Origin of the sequence: Micromonospora sp. LOL_013 (assembly GCF_048060315.1) — a bacterium.
Lineage (GTDB): Bacteria > Actinomycetota > Actinomycetes > Mycobacteriales > Micromonosporaceae > Micromonospora_E.
Genome location: NZ_JBHMIQ010000002.1, coordinates 179115 through 200696, shown reverse-complemented (window position 1 = coordinate 200696; position 21582 = coordinate 179115). Strand labels below are relative to the sequence as shown.

The window sequence follows — 21582 nt, the reverse complement described above, 5'->3', positions numbered from 1 at the left end:
GACAGGGCCCGACGGCGGCCGGTGAGGAGTTGATTCGGTGTCTGCGGGTGGCGCGCGTCGGGGGCGGCGGGACAACGGCCTCGACGCATCCGAGTACGCCGTGGCCGGCGACGTCGACCCACGGGTCGGTGAGCACCTGCTCGACGTGCTCGCCGCCGGTGGGATCGCGGCCTACCTGCAGCCGTCGTCGGACGTCAATCCGGTCACCCGCACGACCACCGTGCCGGCCCGGCCGGTGGACCGGCTCTTCGTCGACCGGGCACACCTGGACACCGCCCGGGGCTACCTGGCGCAGTTGGCCGAGGACGGCCCGGGCGCACCGGGCAGCCGCTCCGGTTCCCCAGTGGCCGGGTTCGGACAGACCACGTCGCCGGCGTCGGACCCGGTTGTTCCGGCGGGCGCGGGGCAGCCGGCCGGTCGGGACGCCGATGTCGACGCCGTCTGGGCCGGCATCATCGCCAACTATCACGCTCCGGCTCCGGCGGACCCCACCGCCGCGCCCTGGCCGGCCGCCGAGAACCTGCCGCCGGTTGAGAACCTGCCGGTGGAGGGCCGGTCGACCGGTCGGGATCCGCTCGCCGACGGTCCACGCCGGGACGGGACGGCAGGCGAGGGCGACGGCCGGGACGCCATCGGCCGGGACGCCACCGAGCGAGGCCCGGCGGATCGGGCCGGCGACAGCCGGGACAGCGACAGCCGGGCCGGCGACGATGCTCACGGCCGCGCCGAGCCGGAGATCACGGCCACCGGCACGCCGGACCCGTTGCCGTGGGCGGTCGGCTACACCAACATCTCCGTCGGACGGCGGGACGACGAGCCGTCCCTACTGGATGGGCTGGACACCTTCGGTGCCCGGTTACCCGACGAGCCGGAGGAGGGCTACACGCCTCCCCTGCCGCCTCCGCTGCCCCGGTTGTCGTCGGCTGCGGTCCTCGGGGTACTGGCGATCATCGCCGGCTTCATCCTCTTCGTCTTCCCGACGGTGCTTCCGGTGGATCGTGGACTGGCTATCCTGCTCGGTTTCGCTGGCGTGGTCGGTGGCTTTGTCACGCTGATCTGGCGGCTGCGGCCGGATCACGACGAGGATGACGATCTGGACGACGGCGCGGTCGTCTGAAACTGACCAACGGATGGCGAAAATCCGGATCCATTGACGCCTGTGGTCACTCTGTAACACTCGCGTAACTTGTTCTCAGTAGGAATAATTCTCGTAGCCGATCCCCCCCCACGAGTTCGTGATCACTCGCCATGCGCGGCAACCGCCGCAGCGAAACGAGGTCCCCTCATGCGTCAGAGTTCTCTCGTCGTGGTGGCGAACCGGCTGCCGGTGGATGACAGCGTCGCGCGCGACGGCGCGTGCGAATGGCGTCGCAGCCCCGGTGGTCTGGTCAGCGCCCTGCACCCGATCCTGCAGCACACCCCGGCCACCTGGGTCGGCTGGGCCGGTGGCACCGGCCCGGCACCGAGCCTGCCCGACATCGACGGCGTACGGATGCACACCGTCGCTCTGTCTCAGGAGGACATCAGAGACCACTACGAGGGATTCGCCAACGCTACGCTCTGGCCGCTGTACCACGACTCGGTGGAGCAACCCGCGTACCACCGCAGATGGTGGGAGGCGTACCAGCGGGTGAACCAGCGCTTCGCCAAGGCGGCGGCGGCCGCCGCCGAGCCTGGTGCGCTGGTCTGGGTGCAGGACTACCACCTGCAGTTGGTGCCCGGGATGCTCCGGGCGCTGCGGCCCGACCTGCTGATCGGGTTCTTCCTGCACGTTCCGTTCCCGCCGCCGGAGCTGTTCATGCAGCTGCCACGCCGGGCCGAGCTGATGCTCGGCATGCTCGGCGCCGACCTGGTGGGGTTCCAACGCGCCCAGGCCGCGCACAACTTCGCCCAGCTGGCGACGAAAGTGCTCAAGGTGCCGGCCACCGACCGGCGAATCGCTATCGACGACCGGGTGGTGCGCATCGGCGCCTTCCCGGTGTCGATCAACATGTCCGAGATGGAGTCCCTCGCCGGCCGGCCGGATGTGCTGGAACGGGCCCGTCAGCTGCGGTCCGACCTCGGGGACCCGCAGCATGTCATCCTCAGTGTGGACCGGATGGACTACACCAAGGGCATCGAGCAACGGCTCAAGGCGTACAGCGAACTGATCGCCGACGGGCACATCAAGGTCCGCGACACGGTGATGGTTCAGGTCGCGGTGCCCAGTCGGGAACGGGTCGAGCAGTACCGCATCCTGCGCGACCGGGTGGAACGCGAGGTCGGACGGATCAACGGCGAGTTCGGCCGGGTCGGCGAACCGGCGATCCACTACCTCAACCAGTCGTTCAGCCGGGCCGACCTGGCGGCACTGTACCGGATCGCCGACATGATGGCGGTCACCCCGCTGCGGGACGGGATGAACCTGGTCGCCAAGGAGTACGTCGCCGCCCGGGTCGACGACGACGGTGCGCTGCTGCTCAGCGAGTTCGCCGGTGCCGCCGCCGAGTTCCAGCAGGCGTACCTGGTCAACCCGCACGATCTCGACGGACTCAAATTGACGCTGATGCACGCGCTGGAGGCATCACCGACCGACGTGGCGGACCGGATGCGCTCCATGCGCGAGTATCTGCGCACCCACGACATCCGAGCCTGGGTGCACGGCTACCTCACCGCGCTGGACCGCACCGGTTCCCTGGCCGCCCGACTCACCGCCTGATCCCACCGGCCGATCGCCAGCGGTCAGCCGGCGCCCTTGTCCAGCCAGTCGAGGATCGCGTCGACCGGCTCCGTCCAGCGGGCGTCGAGCATCAGATCGTGGCCCATCCCTGGGAACAGCAATGGAGCGCCCCCGTACCGCCGGGCCGCGCGGTCCAGCACCGCAGCCGGCACCACCCGGTCGTCGGGGCTGCCGAGGACCAGCACCGGTGGATCACCGACCGGCGGCTCGACCCGCTGGCGGACCAGCAGCTGCCACTGGGCCCGGGCCGACGCGCGCCCCAACCGCTCCATGTAGGACAGTGCGACGGCCTCTGGTAGCTCCCGGCTGAACAGTTGACCGGCGCGCAGCCGCAACGCCCCGCCGAAGACGGCCGGCAGGGTGCCGAACGGATTGCGCCGCAGCGCCGCGCCGAGCAGCGGCCAGCCACCGAGCACGGGGGCGGCCAGCACCGCGGCCCGCGCCGGATAGCGGGCCAATGCGTGACCGACCACCAACGCCCCGGCGCCGTGCCCGATCAGCACCGCTTGCCGGGGCAGGCCGGCTGCGGCCTGCACCACGTCGTGCACGTACGCCCGCAGGTCGGCCCGCGGCGCCGCGCCGCTGTCCCCGTGCCCGCGCAGACTGACCGCGTACGCCGGGAACCCGCGCTCGGCGGCCCGCTCCAGCCAGTGCTCGGCAAACACCCACGCGCCGTGCCCGAACCCGGGCACGAACAGCAGCGGCGGCCGGCCCTCGTCGCGCGACACGTCGGCGTGCAGCACCTCGCGGCGCACCGCCGGGACCGGTCTGGCCCATTCCCGGGTACGGACGATGCGGGGGGCCGCAAGGGTACGGCTCATCGGGCCGCCACCTCCAGACTGTCCAGGGTCTCCTGCAGCGCGCGCAGGTAGGTGACGTGGCTGACCTCGAACCAGCGCCGGGCCGGGACGGTCGCCTTGGCGTCGTGCCAGGGCCGTCCCGCGCCGGCCTCGATCCGGCCGGCCAGGGCACCGGTGACCGCCGGATCCGCCGACCGGGCGCGCAGCCACCGGGCGACCATGACGCTCTGCCAGTGGACCAGCGGGAAGACCCCGAACTCCGCCTGCACCAGCCCGATCACCGACAGCGTCGGGTGTCCCGGGGCGAAGGCGTGCAGGTGCAGGCGGGGCCGTCCGTCCGCGTCGACGCCGAGCACCTGCGGGTCGAGAAAATCGAACTGGGGCTGGTAACCGGTGGCGAGTACGACGAGGTCGGGATCCACCTCGGTGCCGTCGGCGAGCTCCACGGTGTGCCGGCGGAACCTGGCCACGTCGGGCACCGGGCGGACCGTACCGTGCCCGATGTGCAGGACGAGTTGGCTGTTGACCACCGGATGGGCGTCGAACACCCGGTGCTCCGGAGCCGGTAGCCCAAACCGGGTCTGGTCTCCGACTACCAACCGGAGCAGCCGGTGGAAAACTACCTGGCGCAGCCAGCGCGGCAGACGCCGGGCGAGCAGCCCCGCGTTGACCTGGTCACTCGGCCGGCCGAACAGGTACTTCGGGGTGTACCAGTAGCCGCGACGGGTGGAGTGCCAGCAGCGGGCCGCCTGTTGCCCGGCCTCGACGGCGATGTCGCAGCCGGTGTTGCCGCCGCCCACCACCAGTACCCGCCGGCCGCGCAGCTGGGTCGCGTCGTGGTAGGCCGACGCATGGATCACCTGGCCGGTGAAATCGGACAGTCCTTCGTAGGCGGGCAGCCGGGGTGCCCAGTTGTGTCCGTTGGCGACGACCACGGCGGCGTAGCGCTGGGTGCGTCGGGCACCGTTGCCGCCGGCGCTGCGGGTCGTCACGTCCCACCGGTCCCCCGGCGCCGGTTCGACCCGTACCACCTCGGTGCCGAACCAGATGTGCTGGCGCAGATCGAAATGGTCGGCGTAGCGTTCCAGATAGGCCAGCAGCTGGCTGTGGTGCGGGTAGTCGGGCCAACTGTCCGGCAGCGGGAAGTCAGGGTACTGGCTGAACGGCTTCGACGAGATCAGATGGGTGCTGGCGTAGACCGGGCTGCGGTCGTGGCGCCAGTTCCAGGCACCGCCGACGCCCGTCTCCCGTTCGTAACAGTCGACCCCGAACCCCTGTTCGCGCAGGTTCTTGACCGCGCACAACCCGCTCGCACCGGCACCGATGACGCAGACATTCTCACCCTGTTCGGAGATCGGGCGGTCGTCCCGCCACCGGTCGTCACCGGTGGCAGGGCTGTCGTAGTCAGCGGAAGTAGACACCGGCAATCTCCTTCGTACGGCTGCGAAATCGTGCCGGCTAGCCGCCCCGCTTGTCCAGTCCTGGTGCCGGTTCGGTGAGCACCAGATCGGCAACGACCGGAAGATGGTCACTCGCCCGCCGCGCCGCTGCAGTGTCCACCACCCGGCAGCCGGCCACCTCGATGCGCGGATCGACGAAGATTGCGTCGATCCGGCGGCGCGGGTCGCGGCCCGGGAACGTGCCGGCCCGGCCCGCACCGGCGGCGGCAGCGGCGTCGGTGAACCCGGCGGCGGCCAACCGCCACGCCGCACCGGTGTCGTCCGGCGGCGGGGCGGCGGTGCCGAGCCGGGCGGCGGTGCCGGGCCGGGCGGCGGTGCCGGGCCGGGCGGCGGTGCCGGGCGACGACAGGTCGTCGGGGTCCGCCGGCGGGTCGTTGACGTCCAGGCCAAGGATCACCGGCCCGTCGACGTCGGCGCAGGCCTGGCGCAGCAGCCGGGCCTGCGCCGGTCGCTCCGTCGGATCAGTGGACAGATGCGATCCGACCACCACGAAGCGGGCCGAGCCGACCGCGCAGCGGGCGAACACCGCGCCGCGCAGGTGCCGGCCGGGCGTCAGCGGGAACCGGACCGACCAGGTGCTCCCCACCCGTACTCGCAGCGTGGTCAGCACCAGGTTGCCCAACGGCGGTGGCCCACCGGATCCGACGACCATCTCGAACGCGTTCGCCAGCGCGGCCGACCTGGTCCGCCACCGCCACCGACGCGGTGCCTCCTGCAGGATCGCCACATCCGGTGCGATCTGGCGGACCACCTCGGCCAGCGCGGCCCGATCGTCACGCTGGCCGTGGATGTTGTACGTGAGCACCCGCAGCCGCACACCGGGCCGCTGCGGCGCGGTCGTCTGGTCAGCCGTCACAGTCTCCTCCTCGGCACGATGTGAAGGGGCCGGAATCCGGCGGGCAGGCCGGCTCAGATCCGCCGGGCGAGGTCGGCCGCACCGACCACACCGGCGGCGTTGCCCAGTTCGGCCGGCCGCACCTCGGCCACCGGGATGCGGACCCGCTGGGCCAGCGCGTCGGTGTACGCCCGTTGAGCGGGGCCGAGCAGCAGCTCACCCGCGTCGACCACGCCGCCGCCGATCACCATCACCTCGGGATCGAGAATCTGCGCCAGGTCGGCCAAGCCGATGCCGAGCCAACGCCCGATCTGTGCGAACGCCTCGCAGGAGACCGGGTCACCAGAGCGGGCCGCGGTGGTGACCATCGGCCCGGTGACCGCCTCGGCGTCGCCGCCGGCCAGGGCGAGCAGTTTGGTCGCCCGGTCCGGTTCCTGCCGGGCGCCGGCACGGGCGAACCGGACCAGGGCATTGCCGCTGGCGTACTGCTCGATACAGCCCTGCCGGCCGCAGCCGCACTGATGTCCGTCCGGGACCGCCAGCATGTGGCCGAGTTCCGCGGCGATGCCGTGCGCACCGCGGACGAGTTCGCCGCCGTACACGATGCCGCCGCCGATGCCGGTGCCCACGGTGAACATGACCATCGAGTCGGCGGCGTCCCGGCCGGCGCCGTGCCGAAACTCTGCCCAGGCCGCGACGTTTGCATCGTTCTCGACGATCACCGGCAGGTCGACCGCCGCGCTCACGTACTCCCGCAGCGGTTCGTCCCGCCAGGCGAGGTTCGGGGCGAACAGCACAGTTGAACGACGTGCGTCGATCCATCCGGCAGCCCCGATACCGACCGCGCCGACCGGGTGGTTCGCCGCCAGCTCGAGCACCACCTCGATGATCACGTCCCGGGTCATGGCCACGTCGTCGGCTGGCGTTTCGTGCCGAGTCCGGGCCAGGACCTTTCCGTCCGGATCGACGACCCCGCCAGCGACCTTGGTGCCACCGATGTCGACTCCGATGGTCAGCGTCACCGCTGCCGCTCCCCTCTGCTGTGCTCTTCGCGCGCCGGTGTCCGCACCGGGTCCGGTCCGGCGGCTGTCCACCGCCGGGGCAGTCGTCCGGCCGGACGGTGCCGGATCAGGCCGGATCAGGTCCCGGCCGGCCATGGTCCGGCGAGGTGGCACCCGACCGGTCCGGCTCCGCCCCGGCGGTATCCGCGCCGGGTGTCGCCGGAGCGGTCACCGCCGGACCGCCGGTGCGGCCCTGGGCTGGTGGTGCGCCTGTCCCGGCGACGTCGACGGGGGCGTTCGTCGCGGCCGACCAGACGTCCCGATCACCCGCGTAGTCCGAATCATCCATGGTCCAGGTGGTCTGGCGCCAGACCTCGTCGTCCGAGGTCGTCCGGCCGGTCGGCGGACCGTGCCGGTCCGGCGGCGGGCCGGCGGGATCCGCAGCCGGCGAACCGGCCGCCGGCTCCGGGGACGCGGTGGGGTCAGCCGGACGCTCCGATTGCCCGGCGGGGTCGGCCGGACGGTCGGGGGCCAGGGCACGCAGCAGGCTGGCGACTCCGGCGGCGAAGTCCCCGGCACCGGCGGCCAGCCGGTCGGCCAGCTCCGGGCTGGGGTCACGCAGTGCCGTGATGGCCCGGCAGACCGGGCAGACGCAGCAGGCCGGGTCGCCGGTGGCGACTGGCCCGGTGCCGCCCAGCAGGTCACGCAGCAGGCCGAGGCCGCCCGCGGCGCCGGCACCGAGCCGCTGGCCGCGCGCCGCCAGCTGCGCCATCGCCAACGCGGTCGCCACCAACCGTTCCGCTTCCGCCCGCGCGGAGCGAGGATCTGTTTCCACCGTCGGCCCGCCCCTAGCCTGTCTCCGTCGCACCGAACTGTTCCACTCGGTGCTTGAGCTGTGTCAGGGCAGCATCCATGATCATTTTTTCGGCCTTGCGGCGGAACATCCCGAGCATCCCGACAGAGAGCTCCACCTCCAGCGTGTAGGTCACCGTGGTGGTTCCATCCCCGTTGTCCTCGATGTCGTACGCACCGTCCTGCCGGCGCTGCATCCGGGACGGCTCAGCCAGCCGCCACTCGATCCGGGACAGGTCCTCGGAGTACTCGTAAATCAACGTGTAGTCGTCTGCGAGCACTCCGGCGTCAAGCACGAAGCGGACCTCACGGGCGTGTCCATCCTCGTACTCCTGGCGCACCTCGACTCGGTCCAGCGCCTCGGTCCACTCGGGGTAGCGCACGAAGTCGCAGATCACCGCCGTCACCCGGAACGCGGGCGCGGCGACGACAATCGACTTGGTGGAGGACTCCGCCATGTGGGGCAGGCTACCCGGTGCCGGGCCAAGATCAAGCCAGTGGCCGACAACCGTCCGGCCGCCGCCGGCAGCGGGCTGACCGCGCAGGTCATCGGTCGCCCGGTAGGTTGCGGGTAGCCGGACGTGCACCGCCGGTCCGGTCCGCCTCAGCCCACGAGCACAAGGAGTGCAGGTGCGCGAGTTCTCCGTACCACCGGTCGTCACGGTCGGTGATGCCGCCAACCTGACCGATCCGGTCTGGGACAACGCCGAGACCGCACCGGACGCGGTCCAGTTCACCCGGCCCGGACCGGACGGGCTGCAGGAGGTGACCTGCCGGGAGTTCCGCGACGAGGTGGTGGCGGTCGCCTGCGGCCTGATCGGCGCGGGAATCAACGCCGGAGACCGGGTCGGTCTGATGAGCCGGACTCGGTACGAGTGGACGCTGCTCGACTACGCGATCTGGTCAATCGGCGCGGTGACCGTGCCGGTGTACGAGACGTCCAGCGCCGAGCAGGTCAGCTGGATCCTGGCCGACTCCGGGGCGGTCGCCTGCGTGCTGGAGACCAACGGGCACGCGATCACCCTGGCCTCGGTCCGCGACCGGTTGCCCGCGCTACGCGAGGTGTGGCAGCTGGAAACCGGCGGTCTCGACGAGATCCTGGCCCGGGGCGGGACCGTCGACGCCGCCCAGGTGCAACACCGCCGCCAGCAGCTGACCTCGAACGACATCGCCACGATCATCTACACCAGTGGAACCACCGGACGGCCGAAGGGCTGTGTGCTCAGCCACCGGAACATGTACGCCGACATCGCCAACGCGATCCCCGGTCTGCCGAACCTGTTCCACGAGGGCGCGGCGACCCTGTTGTTCCTGCCCCTGGCCCACTCCTTCGCCCGGCTGATCCAGATCGGCGCGGTGCACGCCCGGGCCACGATGACCCACGCGGCCGACCCGAAGAACCTGGTCGACGACCTGGCCAGCGTCCGCCCGTCCTTCGTGTTGTCCGTACCCCGGGTCTTCGAGAAGGTCTACAACGCGGCCCGGCAGCGCGCCTACGACGGCGGCAAGGGTGCCATCTTCGACCGGGCCGACCATGTGGCCGTCGCCTACAGCGAGGCTCTGGACACCCCCGGCGGGCCAGGGCTCGGGCTACGCGTCCGGCACGCGGTGTTCGACCGGCTGGTCTACCGGAAGCTGCGGGCCGCGCTCGGCGGCCGGTGCCGCACCGCGATCTCCGGCGGCGCCCCGCTGGGCGCCCGGTTGGCGCACTTCTTCCGCGGCGTCGGGGTGACCGTCTACGAGGGGTACGGGCTGACCGAGACCTCCCCGGCGGTGTCGGTCAACCTGCAGCACGCGATCCGGATCGGCACCGTCGGCCGGCCGTTGCCCGGCGTCAGCGTCCGGATCGCCGACGACGGCGAGGTGCTGATCAGCGGCGACCTGGTGTTCCGGGGGTACTGGAACAACCGGCAGCAGACCGATGAGGTGCTCACCGACGACGGCTGGTTCCGCAGTGGCGACCTCGGCCAGCTCGACGACGACGGATTCCTGACCATCACCGGTCGGAAGAAGGAGCTGATCGTCACCGCCGGCGGCAAGAACGTCGCACCCACCGTGCTGGAGGACCAGTTGCGCGCCCACCCGCTGGTCAGCCAGTGCGTGGTGGTCGGCGACCGACGGCCGTTCATCGCCGCGCTGCTCACCGTTGACGAGGACGCCTGGCCGGGCTGGCTGGAACGCAACGGTCACCCGGCCGGTCGCACAGTCGCCGATCTGCGCGACGATCCGACGCTGCTGGCCGAACTTCAGCAGGCCGTGGACGAGGCGAACCGCGCCGTCTCGGCCGCTGAATCAATCCGGCGGTTCCGGGTGCTGGCCCGCGACTTCACCGAGGCGAGCGGCGAGTTGACCCCGTCGCTGAAGGTGAAACGGGCGGTGGTGCACGCCAACTACGAAGCCGAGATCGCCGAAATCTACGGGGGCTGACTACCATCCGTCACGTGTCCGCACCGACATCCGACGCGCCCCGTCCGCATCCACTCGCCGCGGTGGCGCGCCTGGTCATGCTCGCGCTCGTCGCGGTGCTGACCCTGATCACCACCCGGGACCTCGGCGAACTGCGCTGGGTGGCGCTGCTGGCGGTCGCCGGCGCCCCAGCGGTGCTCGTCCCCCGTCAACCGGTCATCGCCATGCTCGGCCGCCTCGCCGAGGTCGTCATCGTCGGCCTGGCCACGAGCGAGGTTGCCGCCGCCGCCAACCTGCGCGGCTCCATCGGCGCCGGGCTGGGCGCGTCGGCGATGCTGCCGTACCTGTCAGTGCCGTTGACGGTGGCGGTGCTGCAACGGCGGACCCGTGAGGCGACCGCGCTGCTCGGCGTCACCGCGCTCACCCTGGCCCTCAGCGGGTTGTTCACCACGATCGACGGCCGACCGCAGCTGGCCCAGCTCGGCTACGTCGCGGTCTGCACGCAGTGGCTGATCCTGGCCAGCCTCGGCATCCTGGCCGCCGGCACGCTGCAGCAGGTGATGCAGGCCCGTGGGGAGAGCAAGCCGGCCCCGTACGCGGAGGCCACCCGGCTGCTCACCCAGCTGCGCAGCGTCGCACGGCAGCTGCCCGGTGCCACGCTCGACCCCGGCAGCATCTCCGAGCACCTAATCGAGGAGCTGCGGGCGGTGGCGCCGACCGGTCGCACCGCGGTGCTCTCCGGCAGCGGTGGGGGGCGGCTGGTGGTGCTCGCCCAGGCCGGTCTGGATCGGGTCGACTGGGAGACGACCCTGGACGCCGATTCGGCCATCGCCGACGCCTGGGCCAGCCAACTGCCGCAGACCGCGGCCCGCTCGCAGGCCCGGTCGCATCCCGGTGGTGACGTGTCGGCGCTGGTGGTACCGCTGGTCGCCGGGGTGCGCACGGTCGGTCTGGTGATTTTGGAGACGGACAGCGCCAACGCCTACCCGCCGCCGGTGGTCGGCCGGATCACCGCGTTGACCCGCCCGGCGGCGCTTCGGCTGGAGGCCGCGCTGCTGTTCGACGAGGTCCGGTCGCTGGCCACCAACGAGGAACGGCAACGGCTGGCCCGGGAGATTCACGACGGGGTGGCCCAGGAGTTGGTGATGGTCGGCTACGGCATCGACAACGCCCTGGCCACCCTGCCGGAGGGCAGTGACGAGACCGCCGAGGACCTGCGGACGCTGCGCGGCGAGGTCACCCGGGTGATCACCGAGCTGCGGCTGAGCCTGTTCGAGCTGCGCAGTGAGGTTGACCGGCACGGCGGGCTGGCAGCCGCGATTGCCGAGTACGCCCGTACCGTCGGATCGTCCGGCCGGTTGCGGGTGCACCTGTCGCTGGACGAGTCCGGGGCCCGGCTGCCGGCGGCCACCGAGGCGGAACTGCTGCGCATCGCACAGGAGGCGATTACCAATGCGCGCAAGCATGCCGGTGCCGCGAATCTGTGGGTCACGTGCGACATCGACCCGCCGTACGCGCAAATAGAAGTGTCGGATGACGGTCAGGGGATCGCCGACCAACGGCCGGACGGGCGGTACGGTCTTGCAATCATGGCAGAGAGAGCGGAACGTATCCGGGGCCGGTTGGAGATCAGGCCACGGCACCCGAGCGGAACGACCGTGGCAGTGGTGCTCGGAACCTCGCCCCGGCGCGATAGCGTGCGCGATAGCGTGACAGCACCAGAAGGGGAGTAGCCACAGCATGACCACCAGCCCCACACCGACCACCCGGACCAAGGTCCTACTTGTCGATGATCACGACCTCATCCGGAAGGGCCTGCGGCACGCTTTCGAGCGCGACCGCCAGTTCGAGGTCGTCGGTGAGGCCGCAACGGCGGCCGAGGGTGTACGCCAGGCGGGCGCCCTGCAACCAGATGTTGTGATCATGGACCTGCGGCTGCCGGACGGCAGCGGCCTCGAAGCGACCCGGGCGCTGCGCAAGTCCAGCTCCACGATGGGCATCGTGGTGTTGACCATGTACGCCGGCGACGACCAACTGTTCGGCGCGCTCGAGGCCGGGGCCAGCGCGTTCGTGCCGAAGACCGCACCGGCGGACGAGGTGGTCGCGGCGGCCCGGCACGCGGCCTCCTCGCCGAGCGCGTTCACTGCGGCTGACCTGGCCGAGGCGATGAAACGCCGGCTCGCGCCGTCCGGACCGCAACTTTCCCCCCGGGAGGGCCAGGTGCTGCGCCTGCTCGCCGACGGGATGAGCGTGGCCGGGATCGCCAAGCAGTTGTTCGTCAGCGAGTCGACGGCGAAGACGCACATCTCCAAGTTGTACGAGAAGCTCGGCGCGGCGAACCGGGCCCAGGCGCTGATGACGGCGCTGCGGCTCGGTCTGTTGGAGGCGCCGGACGCTCCGAAGTTCTGACCTGGTCGCGTGGTGCCGGCGGCGGGCGGGCCGGCCCACGTCGACCCGTGGCGACTGTGCTCGGTGCGGCGGGACCTCCCGGTTCGGACGCTCTGGATGCCCGGGCACGCAGCGGGCACAATGGCTAGCGCCACCAGCCAAGCCAGCAAACGGCCAGACAGGGACAAAAGGGGCGAAAATGGATCGGCCGCACTGGGCACCGGAGAGCATCGACGTCGAGCGGCCGAGCGTCGCCCGGATGTACGACTACTACCTCGGCGGCTCACACAACTTCGCCGTCGATCGGGCCGCCGCCCAGGCGATGATCACGGCCGTTCCCGACGCCCCGTTGATGGCCCAGGCGAACCGGGCCTTCATGCGCCGCGTTGTGCAATTCCTCGTCGAGTCGGGAATCCGGCAGTTCCTTGACATCGGCTCCGGGATCCCCACTGTAGGCAACGTGCACGAGATCGCTCAACGGCTGGCACCGGAATCGAAGGTCGCCTACGTGGACGTCGATCCGATCGCCGTCGCACACAGCCGGGAGATCCTCGCCGGCAACGACCGGACTACGATCCTGCAGGAGGACCTGCGCAACCCGGAACGGATCCTGCACGATCCTCAGGTGCGCAAGCTACTCGACTTCGACCAGCCGGTCGCGGTGCTGATCGTCGCGGTCCTGCATTTCGTGCCGGACTCCGACGACCCCACCGGGATCCTGGCCGAACTGCGCGCCGCCCTCACGCCCGGCAGCCATCTGGTCCTGTCCCAGGCCAGCGACGACGGTCGCAGCGACGAGGAACGCCGCGAGGCGGACCAGATCTACCGGCGCACCGACAACCCGCTCAACGTCCGGTCCCGGGCCGCGCTGACCAGGTTCTTCGACGGGTTCGACCTGCTACCGCCGGGCGTGGTCTGGGTGCCGCAGTGGCGCCCAGAGTCGCCCGAGGCGGCCGAGGACGCCGAGCGTGCCGTCTTCATGGGCGGGGTAGGCCGACTCGGTGGCTGAGCAGTCCGAGCCGGACGCCGATCCGCCCGGTGGCCGGCCACCGGGCGTCGCCGCCGTCGCCCGGGCCTGGGCCAAGGCGGTAACCGGGACCAGCTACCTGCCGCTGACCCAGGAGCAGTTGGAGGCGTTTCTCGGCGACCTGACCGTACGGCTCGTCACAGCGCTGCGCGCCGAGCCGTTCACCATTCGGGTCGGCTACCAGATCGGGTCGGACCTGGTCGCCGCGCACATCGCCTCGGCGGAAGGGCTCGGCCGCACCATAGAGGTACTCGACCTGCGACTACTGCGGGACCTGGACATCGACGACCCGGACCTGCCGGACCGGATGGCACGGCTGCTCGGCGGTATCGCCACCGGCTACACCCGGGCGCTGCGCGACCGCACCCTGGACGAGCAGGAAACCATCCGCCGCGCGGCGTTGGTCGCCCGGGAGCAGGCCGAGATCGCGCTGCGCGAGAGCGAGGCCCGGTACCGGCACCGGGCCACCCACGACCCGCTCACCGACCTGCCCAACCGGAGCTTGTTCACCCAGCGGCTGGACGACGTGTTCAGCAGGACCGGGCGTACCGGCAGGGACGGACGCCGACTCGGCGTCTGCTTCGTCGACCTCGACGGTTTCAAGATCGTCAACGACACCCTCGGTCACCACATCGGGGACCTGCTGCTGGTCTCCGTCGCCGAGCGGCTGCGCCGGGGCGTCGGCGAACACCTGGTGGCCCGCATCGGTGGCGACGAGTTCGTCATCCTGGTCGCCGACACCACCTGCACCGACGACGTGCTCAAGGTCGCCGAAGCCGCGCTCGCCGCGATCGGCGAACCGGTCGTCGTCGACGGCCACGAACTGACCGTGACCGCCAGCATCGGCATCGTGGAACGCCTGGTCGCAGGCACCACTCCGAGCGAGGTGATGCGGGCCGCCGACGTCACCCTGCACTGGGCGAAATCGGCGGGAAAGGGCCGGTGGGCACTGTTCGATCCGGTGCGCAACGACCACCAGTTGGCCCGGTACGCGCTGTCGGCGGCGATGCCCGCCGCTCTCGACCGGGGCGAGTTCTACCTGGACTACCAGCCGCTGGTCGCGCTCGCCGGCGGCGCGCTGCTCGGCGTCGAGGCGCTGGTCCGCTGGCGGCACCCGACGATGGGGGTACTCGGGCCGGACCGGTTCATCTCCCTCGCCGAGGACTCCGGGCTGATCGTCCGGCTCGGATCGTGGGTGCTGGCGGAAGCCTGCCGGGAGGCCCGGCGCTGGCTGGACCGCAGCGCGAACGCCCCGTTCGTCAGTGTCAACCTGGCTGTCCGGCAGGTCAACGACCCCGGTTTGGTGCGGTACGTGACCGAGGTGCTCGCCGACACCCGGCTACCAGCCGACCGGCTGCAGCTGGAGATCACCGAGAGCGCCCTGATGAGCACCGCTGACGGACCGGTCCGCACCCTGCGAGAGCTGGCCGACCTGGGCGTACGGATCGCCATCGACGACTTCGGGACGGGCTACTCCAACCTGTCCTACCTTCGCTCGCTGCCGGTGCAGGAGCTGAAGCTGGCCGGGAAGTTCGTCGAAGGGCTCCGTGCCCCGGCTGGCACCGACCGGACCGACGAGAGCATCCTGCTCACCCTGGTGACGCTGGCCCACACGCTGCGGCTGACGGTCACCGCCGAAGGAGTGGAGACCGCCGGGCAGGCCGAGCGGCTCCGGGCAATCGGCTGCGACGCCGCCCAGGGCTGGCATTTCGGCCGGCCCGGACCAGCCGACGGGATCACCGAACGACTCGGCTGACGCCGCAAGCAGCCGCCCACCGCAGGGCCAGGCGACGCCGCTGAGGGGTCAGGCCGCCCCGAGGTCAGCGCCGGATTCAGGCCACCGGGGCCAGGCCGCTCAGCCGGCCAGCAGCGACGCCAGCCGCTGCGCCTGGGTGTCCCACCGCCACTCACGCTCCACCCAGGTCCGACCGGCGGCCCCCATCCGCCGAGCCAGCTCCCGGTCGGCCAGCAGGCCCGCCAGCCGGTCAGCCAGCTGGCTCGGGTCTCGACCGTTCACGACGTACCCGGTCTCGCCGTCGCGGACCGCATCCGGCGCGCCGCCGGAATCCCCGGCCACCACCGGCAGCCCGGTCGCCGATCCTTCCAGGTAAACGATGCCCAGGCCTTCCACGTCGAGCCCGCCGCGACGGGTGCGGCAGGGCATCGCGTACACGTCCCCGGCGGCGTAGTGCGCCGGCAGTTCCGCCCAGGGCACTGCCCCGGTGAAGGTGACGTCGTCGGCCACCCCGGCGCGCCGGGCGAGTCGTTGCAACCGGCGGCGGTCCGGGCCGCCGCCGACGATCAGCAACGCGGCGCCCGGCACCCGACGCCGAACCAGCGGCCAGGCCCGGATCAGCGTGTCCTGACCCTTGCGCGGCACCAGCCGGGACACACAGACCACCACTGGCCGGTCCGACAACCGGTGCCGGCGGCGCACCTCGCCGCCGTCGACGCCCGGATGGTAGGCATCGGTGTCCACCCCCGGGGCGAGCCGACGCAGCTCGGTCAGCCCGCCGATCGCGCGGTCCAGCCGGACCCGGGTGTACTCCCCCAGGTAGGTCACCACGTCGGCGGCGCTGGCGATCCGACGCAGCATCGACCTCGCGCCGGGCAGCGCGGCCCACCCCACCTCGTGCCCATGAGTCAGGGCCACCGTCCGGCTGATCTCGACCCGCCGGCGCAGACCGTCGGCGAGCAGGCCGAGCGGCGCGGCCGCCCCGAACCAGACGGTGTCGCAGCCCCGGGCCCGCGCCAGGGCGGCGGTCTGCCGGGCCACCGCCGGCGTGGGCAGCAGCATGCCGGTCGGGTTACGGATCACCTCGAACGGCTGTTCGGCGTCGAACCGCTCGGCACCGTCGTAGCTCGACGCGTAGACCACGATGGTCTGTGCGGGCTGCCGCAACGCCAGATTGTGCACGAACGACTGGATGCCGCCGGGCCGCGGCGGGAAGTCGTTGGTGACCAGCAGGGTGCGGATCATCGGCCCGCCTGGTCGGCGTACCTTCGGGCCGCCGCGATCCGTTCCACGGTCGACGGGTGCGTGGCGGAGTAGAGGTACTCCCAGCGGGGCGGGTCCGGATCGGCGAGATTGATCGCGGACAGCCGGCGGTGCACCGCCGCGTACGCCGCCGGGTCACCGTGCAGCGCCAGCGCGTGCTCGTCGGCGCGGGCCTCGATCCGGCGCGACACCAGCGCCTGCGCCGGTGTCGCCACCAGGCCGACCAGCGTGACCACGGCCAGCAGCAGGGCGATCGACCGCGGCTCAGCGATGTCGGCGACGCCGGCCGCCCGCAGCACCGGCCGCCAGCTGCCGAGCAGGTACAGCCCGATGACGGCCGCGGCCGCACCGAGTGCGCCCAACCCGGTACCGGTCAGCACGTCCCGCGCGCGGGCGTGGCCCAGCTCGTGGGCGACCACGGCGGCCAGCTCCGCCGGAGGCGCCTCGAGCAGCAGGTTGTCGTAGACGACGATCCGCCGGGTGGGGCCGAACCCGGACACGTAGGCGTTGACCGCGCGGGTACGCCGGGACGCGTCGGCGACCAGCACGTCCCGCACCGGGACGCCGTCGCGCTCGGCCAGCTCCAGCAGCTGCGTGCGCACCGGACCGTCCGGCATCGGGGTGAACTTGTTGAAGACCGGCTCGACCAGTACCGGCAGAACGAACGACAGCAGCACCACCAGGGCGGCCGCACCGGCCGCGGCCAGCGCCCACCACCAGCGGGGGGCAAGCCGAACGACGGTGTAGAAGCCGAGCAGGGCCACCGTCGCGATGACCGCGCCGACCGCGTACGACCGGACCAGGTCCAGCCCCCAGCCGGCCCAGCCCTGCGTGGCCAGCCCGTGCTCGGTCAGGATCCGGTGCCGCCAGGCGGCGAACGGCAGGGTCAGCAGGTCGGCCAGGAACACCACGAGCAGCCCGCCGAGCAACGCCTGGGCGGCCCAGTGACCGCCGAACGGCCGGCCGGCGACCTCCACCAGCCGGGCACCGACCGGGGTGAACCCGAGCAGCAGCGCCACGAGCAGGCCGGCCAGCATCGCGCCGTAGCGACCCGGGCGCAACGCCGCCCGCAGGGCCCGCCCCCGTTCGACCTGGTCGACGGGCAGCTCACGCAGGGCGGCGAGCTGGTCGGCGCGGGGCACCGGCGGCCGCTGCCACGGCACCAGCACTGCCGCCGCGACGACGACCGCCACCACCAGGACGACGAAGGTGACCAACGCCCATGCGCGAGGCGTCATCGGGCTCCTTCCGCCGGCCGGTCGCCCGACCATCCTAGGTGTGCCGGCGCGGTCCCGGTCCGCGCTCGGGCGACAGACCGGATCCTGTCAGGTGGACCGGTCGATCGCTCAGGCGACCTGTCTTCGGGACCGGGGCCGGCGCTGCCGGCGGCCACGCGGCGCGGCCGTCGACCCGCCGAGCACCTCGACGTCGAACCCGGCGCGCGCGAAGACCTCGATCGCGTACCGCTCGCCGGCGTCCAGGTTGGTCACCGCGTCCGGGCTGTCGATCAGGGCACTGACCAGGCAACCCCGGCAACTCGGGCCGCGCTCGACGGCGCAGGTGTCACAGTCGATCAGCATGGTCGTCTCCTCACGTGACGGTGCGATCGGACAGTGGCCGGCGGTGACCGGCCCCCGTACGACGCAGCATCGCCGACCGACCACCGCCAGTGACATCGACGATAGGCATCAGGTACGACAGTTCCGCGCGACCGGGTGTCAGCTCAGGACCGGGCCAGTCGACGCAGCAGCGAATCAGCGCCCATCGGGTACGCGCCGTGCCGCCGGACCCCGTCGGCCACCTCCCGGTCGGAGGAGACCACCACGATCACCCGGCCGGACGGCTCGGCCCGGACCAGCCGACGGATGAGTTCATCGGCCGTTTCCCCTTTGCGGGAGAACAGCACCCGTACGCCGCGTGGGGCCGGCGGCAACCCGTGCATCCGCTCGGCGCCGTCGAAGACCACGGTCACCTCGTCCCCGGTCTGCGCGGCGATCCCACCGAGCCCGGTGATCAACCGCTTACGTTGCTGCTCCAGCGGCATCTCACCGAAGCCCCGCTTGGTCACGTTGTAGCCGTCGACGACGAGGTGGGCCCGGGGCAGGGCGAGCAGGTCGTCCAGCCGGACCGGGTCGTCGGTGTCGCGGGCCCGGGTTGACGTCGCCGCCGCCGGCCGGTCGGTGAACGCGTCGGCGACGTAGTCGGCCGGCAACCGGTCGGCCGGGTCCAGGGCAAGCTCCCGCCGCAGCCCCTGGGCTGCCTGCCCGATCGTCTCCAGCAGCAGCCACAGCCGGGCGTCGTCGACCGCCCGGGCCTCCTTCGCCGACTGCCGGGCGGCGCCGGCGGTCAGCTCCGCGTCGGCGAGCCTGGCGCGCAGCCGCCGCAGCTCCGCGTCGTGGTCGGCGGCGGCCCGCGCGGCGCGGCCGCGTTCGGTGGCGAGCAGTTCGTTGGCCCGCCGTTGCTGCGCCTGCGCCTCACGCAGCGTGCGGGACAGCTGCCGGGACTCCTCGCGGAGCTGGCCCAGCTCCTCGCGTACCCGGGCCAGCTCGTCGCGGAGCTTCTCCACCTCGACCCGGGCGACGGTGCGGTCATGTTCGGCCCGATTGGCGCGGGCCTCGGCATCACGGATCAGCTCGGCGACGGCGGCGCGGTCGGCCTCGGCCCGGACCGCCGCACCGGCGGCGTCGACCAGCTCACGCCAGCCCGCCGGCCGCATCAGGTACGCCAGGGCGGCGACCTCGACCGGGTCCGCCGCCGCGGGCGAGACCCCTTCGCTGACCGCCGTGCCCAGCTCACCGGCCTCGGTCAGCGCGCGGGCAGCCACCCGCTGCCGCAACGACGGATCGTTGGTGAGCGCTGCCGCGATGGCCGCACCGCCGTAGCGGGCCCGCCGGTTCGGCGCGAACTTGGCGACCTTGCGCAGCTGGGGTGGCATCTCGTCGGTCGGGATCTCGGGCAGCGCGGCGGCGGCGAGCACGACGATGCGCGACCGCACCGGCTCCGGCAGCACCGGCTCGGCGGGTGGACCACCGGCCGGCTGGTCGGCGGACAGGGGCAGGGCGCCGGTCGTCGGCGCCGCCCCCTCGGGACGAGCGTCGGTCGGATCCGGTGCGGCCATGCACCCCAGTCTCCCACCGGGTGGCCGCCGCGTGCCCGACAGGAAGAATGATCTCGTAGAGTCGATCGGATCGTTACCGATGGCACCCATGAGACGGCTGTGTCGTACCCACGTCCTATCGTCTGCGCCGTGGCACCGCCTGACCCCGCACCTCGACCGGCCTACACCCAGGGCTCGATCGACTCGCTGCTGTCAGCCGGGCCGGACCAGTCGCTGTCGACCGGCACGGACCGGTCGCTGCGGGAGACCACCTTCGTCGTGCTGGATCTGGAGACCACCGGCGGCGCGCCGGACGGCGGCGGCATCACCGAGATCGGCGCGGTCAAGGTGCGCGGCGGCGAGGAGCTCGGCGTCTTCGCCACGCTGGTCAACCCGGGCCGGCCGGTGCCGCCGTTCATCACCGTGCTCACCGGCATCACCGAGGCGATGCTCGTTCCCGCGCCGCCGATCGAGCAGGTGCTGCCCAGCCTGCTGGAGTTTCTCGGCGGCGCGGTGCTGGTGGCGCACAACGCGCCGTACGACGTGGGTTTTCTCAAGGCAGCGTGCGCCCGGCACGGCTATTCCTGGCCGGCGCCGACGGTGCTGGACACCGCAGCCCTCGCCCGCCGGGTGCTGACCCGCGACGAGGTGCCCAACCGCAAGCTCGGCACTCTCGCCGGCTACTTCCGCACCCCTCGGCGTCCCACCCACCGGGCCCTGGCCGACGCCCAGGCGACCGTGGACGTGCTGCACGGGCTGATCGCCCGGCTCGGCGGGCACCAGGTGACGAGCATCGGCGACGCGGTCGAATTCAGCCGGGCGGTCAGCGACGTCCAGCGACGCAAGCGGCACCTCGCCGATGGGTTGCCCCGCTCCCCCGGGGTGTACATCTTCCGGGCGGCCGACGACCGGCCACTGTACGTCGGCACCTCGGGCGACGTCGCGACCCGGGTACGCAGCTACTTCACCGCCGCCGAGCGGCGGGCGCGGATGTCCGAGATGCTGGCCGCAGCCGTGCGGGTCGACGCGGTCGAATGCGCCCACCGGCTGGAGGCCGAGGTACGTGAGCTGCGGCTGATCGCCGCCCACGCGCCGCCGTACAACCGCAGGTCGAAGTTCCCGGAGCGGGTGGTCTGGTTGAAGGTCACCGACGAGGTCTATCCACGGCTGTCCACCGTCCGGGCGATCTCACCGGCCGACACCACCGTGCTCGGGCCGTTCGCCTCCCGCCGGGCGGCCGAGCTGGCCGCCGCCGGCATCCACGACGCGCTGCCGCTGCGTCAGTGCACCCACCGGTTGTCCACCCGGACCCGGACCCCGGCCTGCGCGCTGGCCGAGCTGGGTCGTTGTCCGGCACCGTGCGAGCACCGGATCGACCCGCTGCAGTACGCCGAACTGGCCGTCACCCCGCTGCGTACGGCCCTCGAAACCGACCCGCAGCCACTGGTCGACACGTTGCTCGCCCGGATCGACCGGCTCGCCGCCGGGCAGCGGTTCGAGGAGGCGGCGGTGGTCCGGGGCCGGTTGGCCGCATTCCTGCGGGCGACCGTCCGGATGCAGCGGTTGACCGCGCTGACCCGCATCACCGAGCTGGTCGCGGCACGACGGGCCGGGCACGGTGGCTGGGAGCTGGCGATCGTCCGGCACGGTCGGCTCGCCGCCGCTGGCGTGTCGCCCCCACGGCAGCACCCTCGGGCCGCCATCGAGCTACTGTGCGCCACCGCCGAGACGGTGCCGGCCGGGCACGGTCCGGTGCCCCGGGCGAGCGCGGCCGAGAGCGAGCGGATTTTGTCCTGGTTGGAGCCGGACCAGACCCGACTGGTCAGGGTGAGCGGGGACTGGTCCTCGCCGCTGCGCGGCGCCGGCCGATTCCACCATTTGCTGGTCAAGGCCGAGGAAGCCGCCCGGACGACGGCCGGCGTCAACGAAGCGGACCAAAGACTCGACCGATCGATCACCCGCAAGTAGCCGATCGTACTACGCTCGCTCGCTTAGTCTG

18 protein-coding genes are annotated in these 21582 nt (G+C 72.2%); 8 read left to right on the top strand and 10 right to left on the bottom strand.

The features are described 5' to 3' along the window. Nucleotides 1–37: 37 nt before the first annotated feature. The gene (locus ACFHWS_RS02765; RefSeq protein WP_416567554.1) at nt 38–1117 is read left to right on the top strand and encodes a DUF308 domain-containing protein; all 1080 of its coding nucleotides are present in this window, start codon (nt 38–40) and stop codon (nt 1115–1117) included. Between the two features lie 168 nt (nt 1118–1285). Then, nucleotides 1286–2698: an alpha,alpha-trehalose-phosphate synthase (UDP-forming) gene (locus tag ACFHWS_RS02760; RefSeq protein WP_416551572.1), complete on the top strand. Its 1413-nt coding sequence runs from the start codon at nt 1286–1288 to the stop codon at nt 2696–2698. Between the two features lie 23 nt (nt 2699–2721). Here ACFHWS_RS02760 and ACFHWS_RS02755 read toward each other — a convergent pair whose 3' ends face one another. The 6 genes from ACFHWS_RS02755 to ACFHWS_RS02730 all read right to left on the bottom strand — a co-directional run bounded on the left by ACFHWS_RS02755 (nt 2722) and on the right by ACFHWS_RS02730 (nt 8125). Beyond that, nucleotides 2722–3540: an alpha/beta hydrolase gene (locus ACFHWS_RS02755; RefSeq protein WP_416551570.1), complete on the bottom strand. Its 819-nt coding sequence runs from the start codon at nt 3538–3540 to the stop codon at nt 2722–2724. Beyond that, nucleotides 3537–4940, bottom strand: a complete 1404-nt coding sequence (locus tag ACFHWS_RS02750; protein WP_416551568.1) for a flavin-containing monooxygenase — start codon at nt 4938–4940, stop codon at nt 3537–3539. Before ACFHWS_RS02750 ends, ACFHWS_RS02755 begins: the two co-directional genes overlap by 4 nt. Before the next feature lie 37 nt (nt 4941–4977). Beyond that, nucleotides 4978–5835 carry an endonuclease/exonuclease/phosphatase family protein gene (locus tag ACFHWS_RS02745; RefSeq protein ID WP_416567553.1) on the bottom strand — a complete coding sequence of 286 codons (858 nt, stop codon included), beginning with the start codon at nt 5833–5835 and terminating at the stop codon, nt 4978–4980. 53 nt (nt 5836–5888) lie between these two features. Beyond that, the gene (locus tag ACFHWS_RS02740; RefSeq protein WP_416551564.1) at nt 5889–6836 is read right to left on the bottom strand and encodes an ROK family glucokinase; all 948 of its coding nucleotides are present in this window, start codon (nt 6834–6836) and stop codon (nt 5889–5891) included. A 106-nt stretch (nt 6837–6942) separates the two neighbouring features. Further along, complete coding sequence (locus tag ACFHWS_RS02735; RefSeq protein WP_416551562.1) at nt 6943–7650, bottom strand: hypothetical protein; 708 nt, start codon at nt 7648–7650, stop codon at nt 6943–6945. A gap of 13 nt (nt 7651–7663) precedes the next feature. Then, nucleotides 7664–8125, bottom strand: a complete 462-nt coding sequence (locus ACFHWS_RS02730) for an SRPBCC family protein (protein WP_416551560.1) — start codon at nt 8123–8125, stop codon at nt 7664–7666. 172 nt (nt 8126–8297) lie between these two features. Here ACFHWS_RS02730 and ACFHWS_RS02725 point away from each other — a divergent pair, with 172 nt between their 5' ends. The 5 genes from ACFHWS_RS02725 to ACFHWS_RS02705 all read left to right on the top strand — a co-directional run bounded on the left by ACFHWS_RS02725 (nt 8298) and on the right by ACFHWS_RS02705 (nt 15244). Continuing rightward, complete coding sequence (locus ACFHWS_RS02725; RefSeq protein WP_416551558.1) at nt 8298–10094, top strand: AMP-dependent synthetase/ligase; 1797 nt, start codon at nt 8298–8300, stop codon at nt 10092–10094. A 71-nt stretch (nt 10095–10165) separates the two neighbouring features. Next, the gene (locus tag ACFHWS_RS02720) at nt 10166–11806 is read left to right on the top strand and encodes a GAF domain-containing sensor histidine kinase (RefSeq protein ID WP_416551808.1); all 1641 of its coding nucleotides are present in this window, start codon (nt 10166–10168) and stop codon (nt 11804–11806) included. 7 nt (nt 11807–11813) lie between these two features. Further along, entirely contained in the window at nt 11814–12482 is a 669-nt protein-coding gene (locus ACFHWS_RS02715; protein WP_123602728.1) for a response regulator transcription factor, read from the top strand. Nucleotides 12483–12660: 178 nt separating this feature from the next. Further along, nucleotides 12661–13470 (top strand): SAM-dependent methyltransferase, encoded by an 810-nt coding sequence (locus ACFHWS_RS02710; protein WP_416551555.1) that lies wholly within the window; start codon nt 12661–12663, stop codon nt 13468–13470. Continuing rightward, nucleotides 13463–15244 (top strand): putative bifunctional diguanylate cyclase/phosphodiesterase, encoded by a 1782-nt coding sequence (locus tag ACFHWS_RS02705; protein ID WP_416551553.1) that lies wholly within the window; start codon nt 13463–13465, stop codon nt 15242–15244. The genes ACFHWS_RS02710 and ACFHWS_RS02705 overlap by 8 nt, the downstream gene beginning before the upstream one ends. A 99-nt stretch (nt 15245–15343) precedes the next feature. Here the strand turns inward: ACFHWS_RS02705 and ACFHWS_RS02700 are convergent, their stop codons facing one another. The 4 genes from ACFHWS_RS02700 to ACFHWS_RS02685 all read right to left on the bottom strand — a co-directional run bounded on the left by ACFHWS_RS02700 (nt 15344) and on the right by ACFHWS_RS02685 (nt 19604). After that, the gene (locus ACFHWS_RS02700) at nt 15344–16468 is read right to left on the bottom strand and encodes a glycosyltransferase family 4 protein (protein WP_416551551.1); all 1125 of its coding nucleotides are present in this window, start codon (nt 16466–16468) and stop codon (nt 15344–15346) included. Further along, nucleotides 16465–17724 carry a M48 family metallopeptidase gene (locus ACFHWS_RS02695; RefSeq protein ID WP_416551549.1) on the bottom strand — a complete coding sequence of 420 codons (1260 nt, stop codon included), beginning with the start codon at nt 17722–17724 and terminating at the stop codon, nt 16465–16467. The genes ACFHWS_RS02700 and ACFHWS_RS02695 overlap by 4 nt, the downstream gene beginning before the upstream one ends. Nucleotides 17725–17832: 108 nt before the next feature. Further along, nucleotides 17833–18066, bottom strand: coding sequence for a hypothetical protein (locus ACFHWS_RS02690; protein ID WP_416551547.1), 234 nt, complete (start codon nt 18064–18066; stop codon nt 17833–17835). Between the two features lie 143 nt (nt 18067–18209). After that, entirely contained in the window at nt 18210–19604 is a 1395-nt protein-coding gene (locus ACFHWS_RS02685; RefSeq protein ID WP_416551545.1) for an NYN domain-containing protein, read from the bottom strand. A 177-nt stretch (nt 19605–19781) separates the two neighbouring features. Here ACFHWS_RS02685 and ACFHWS_RS02680 point away from each other — a divergent pair, with 177 nt between their 5' ends. Further along, the gene (locus tag ACFHWS_RS02680) at nt 19782–21551 is read left to right on the top strand and encodes a DEDD exonuclease domain-containing protein (RefSeq protein ID WP_416551807.1); all 1770 of its coding nucleotides are present in this window, start codon (nt 19782–19784) and stop codon (nt 21549–21551) included. Nucleotides 21552–21582 lie beyond the last annotated feature (31 nt).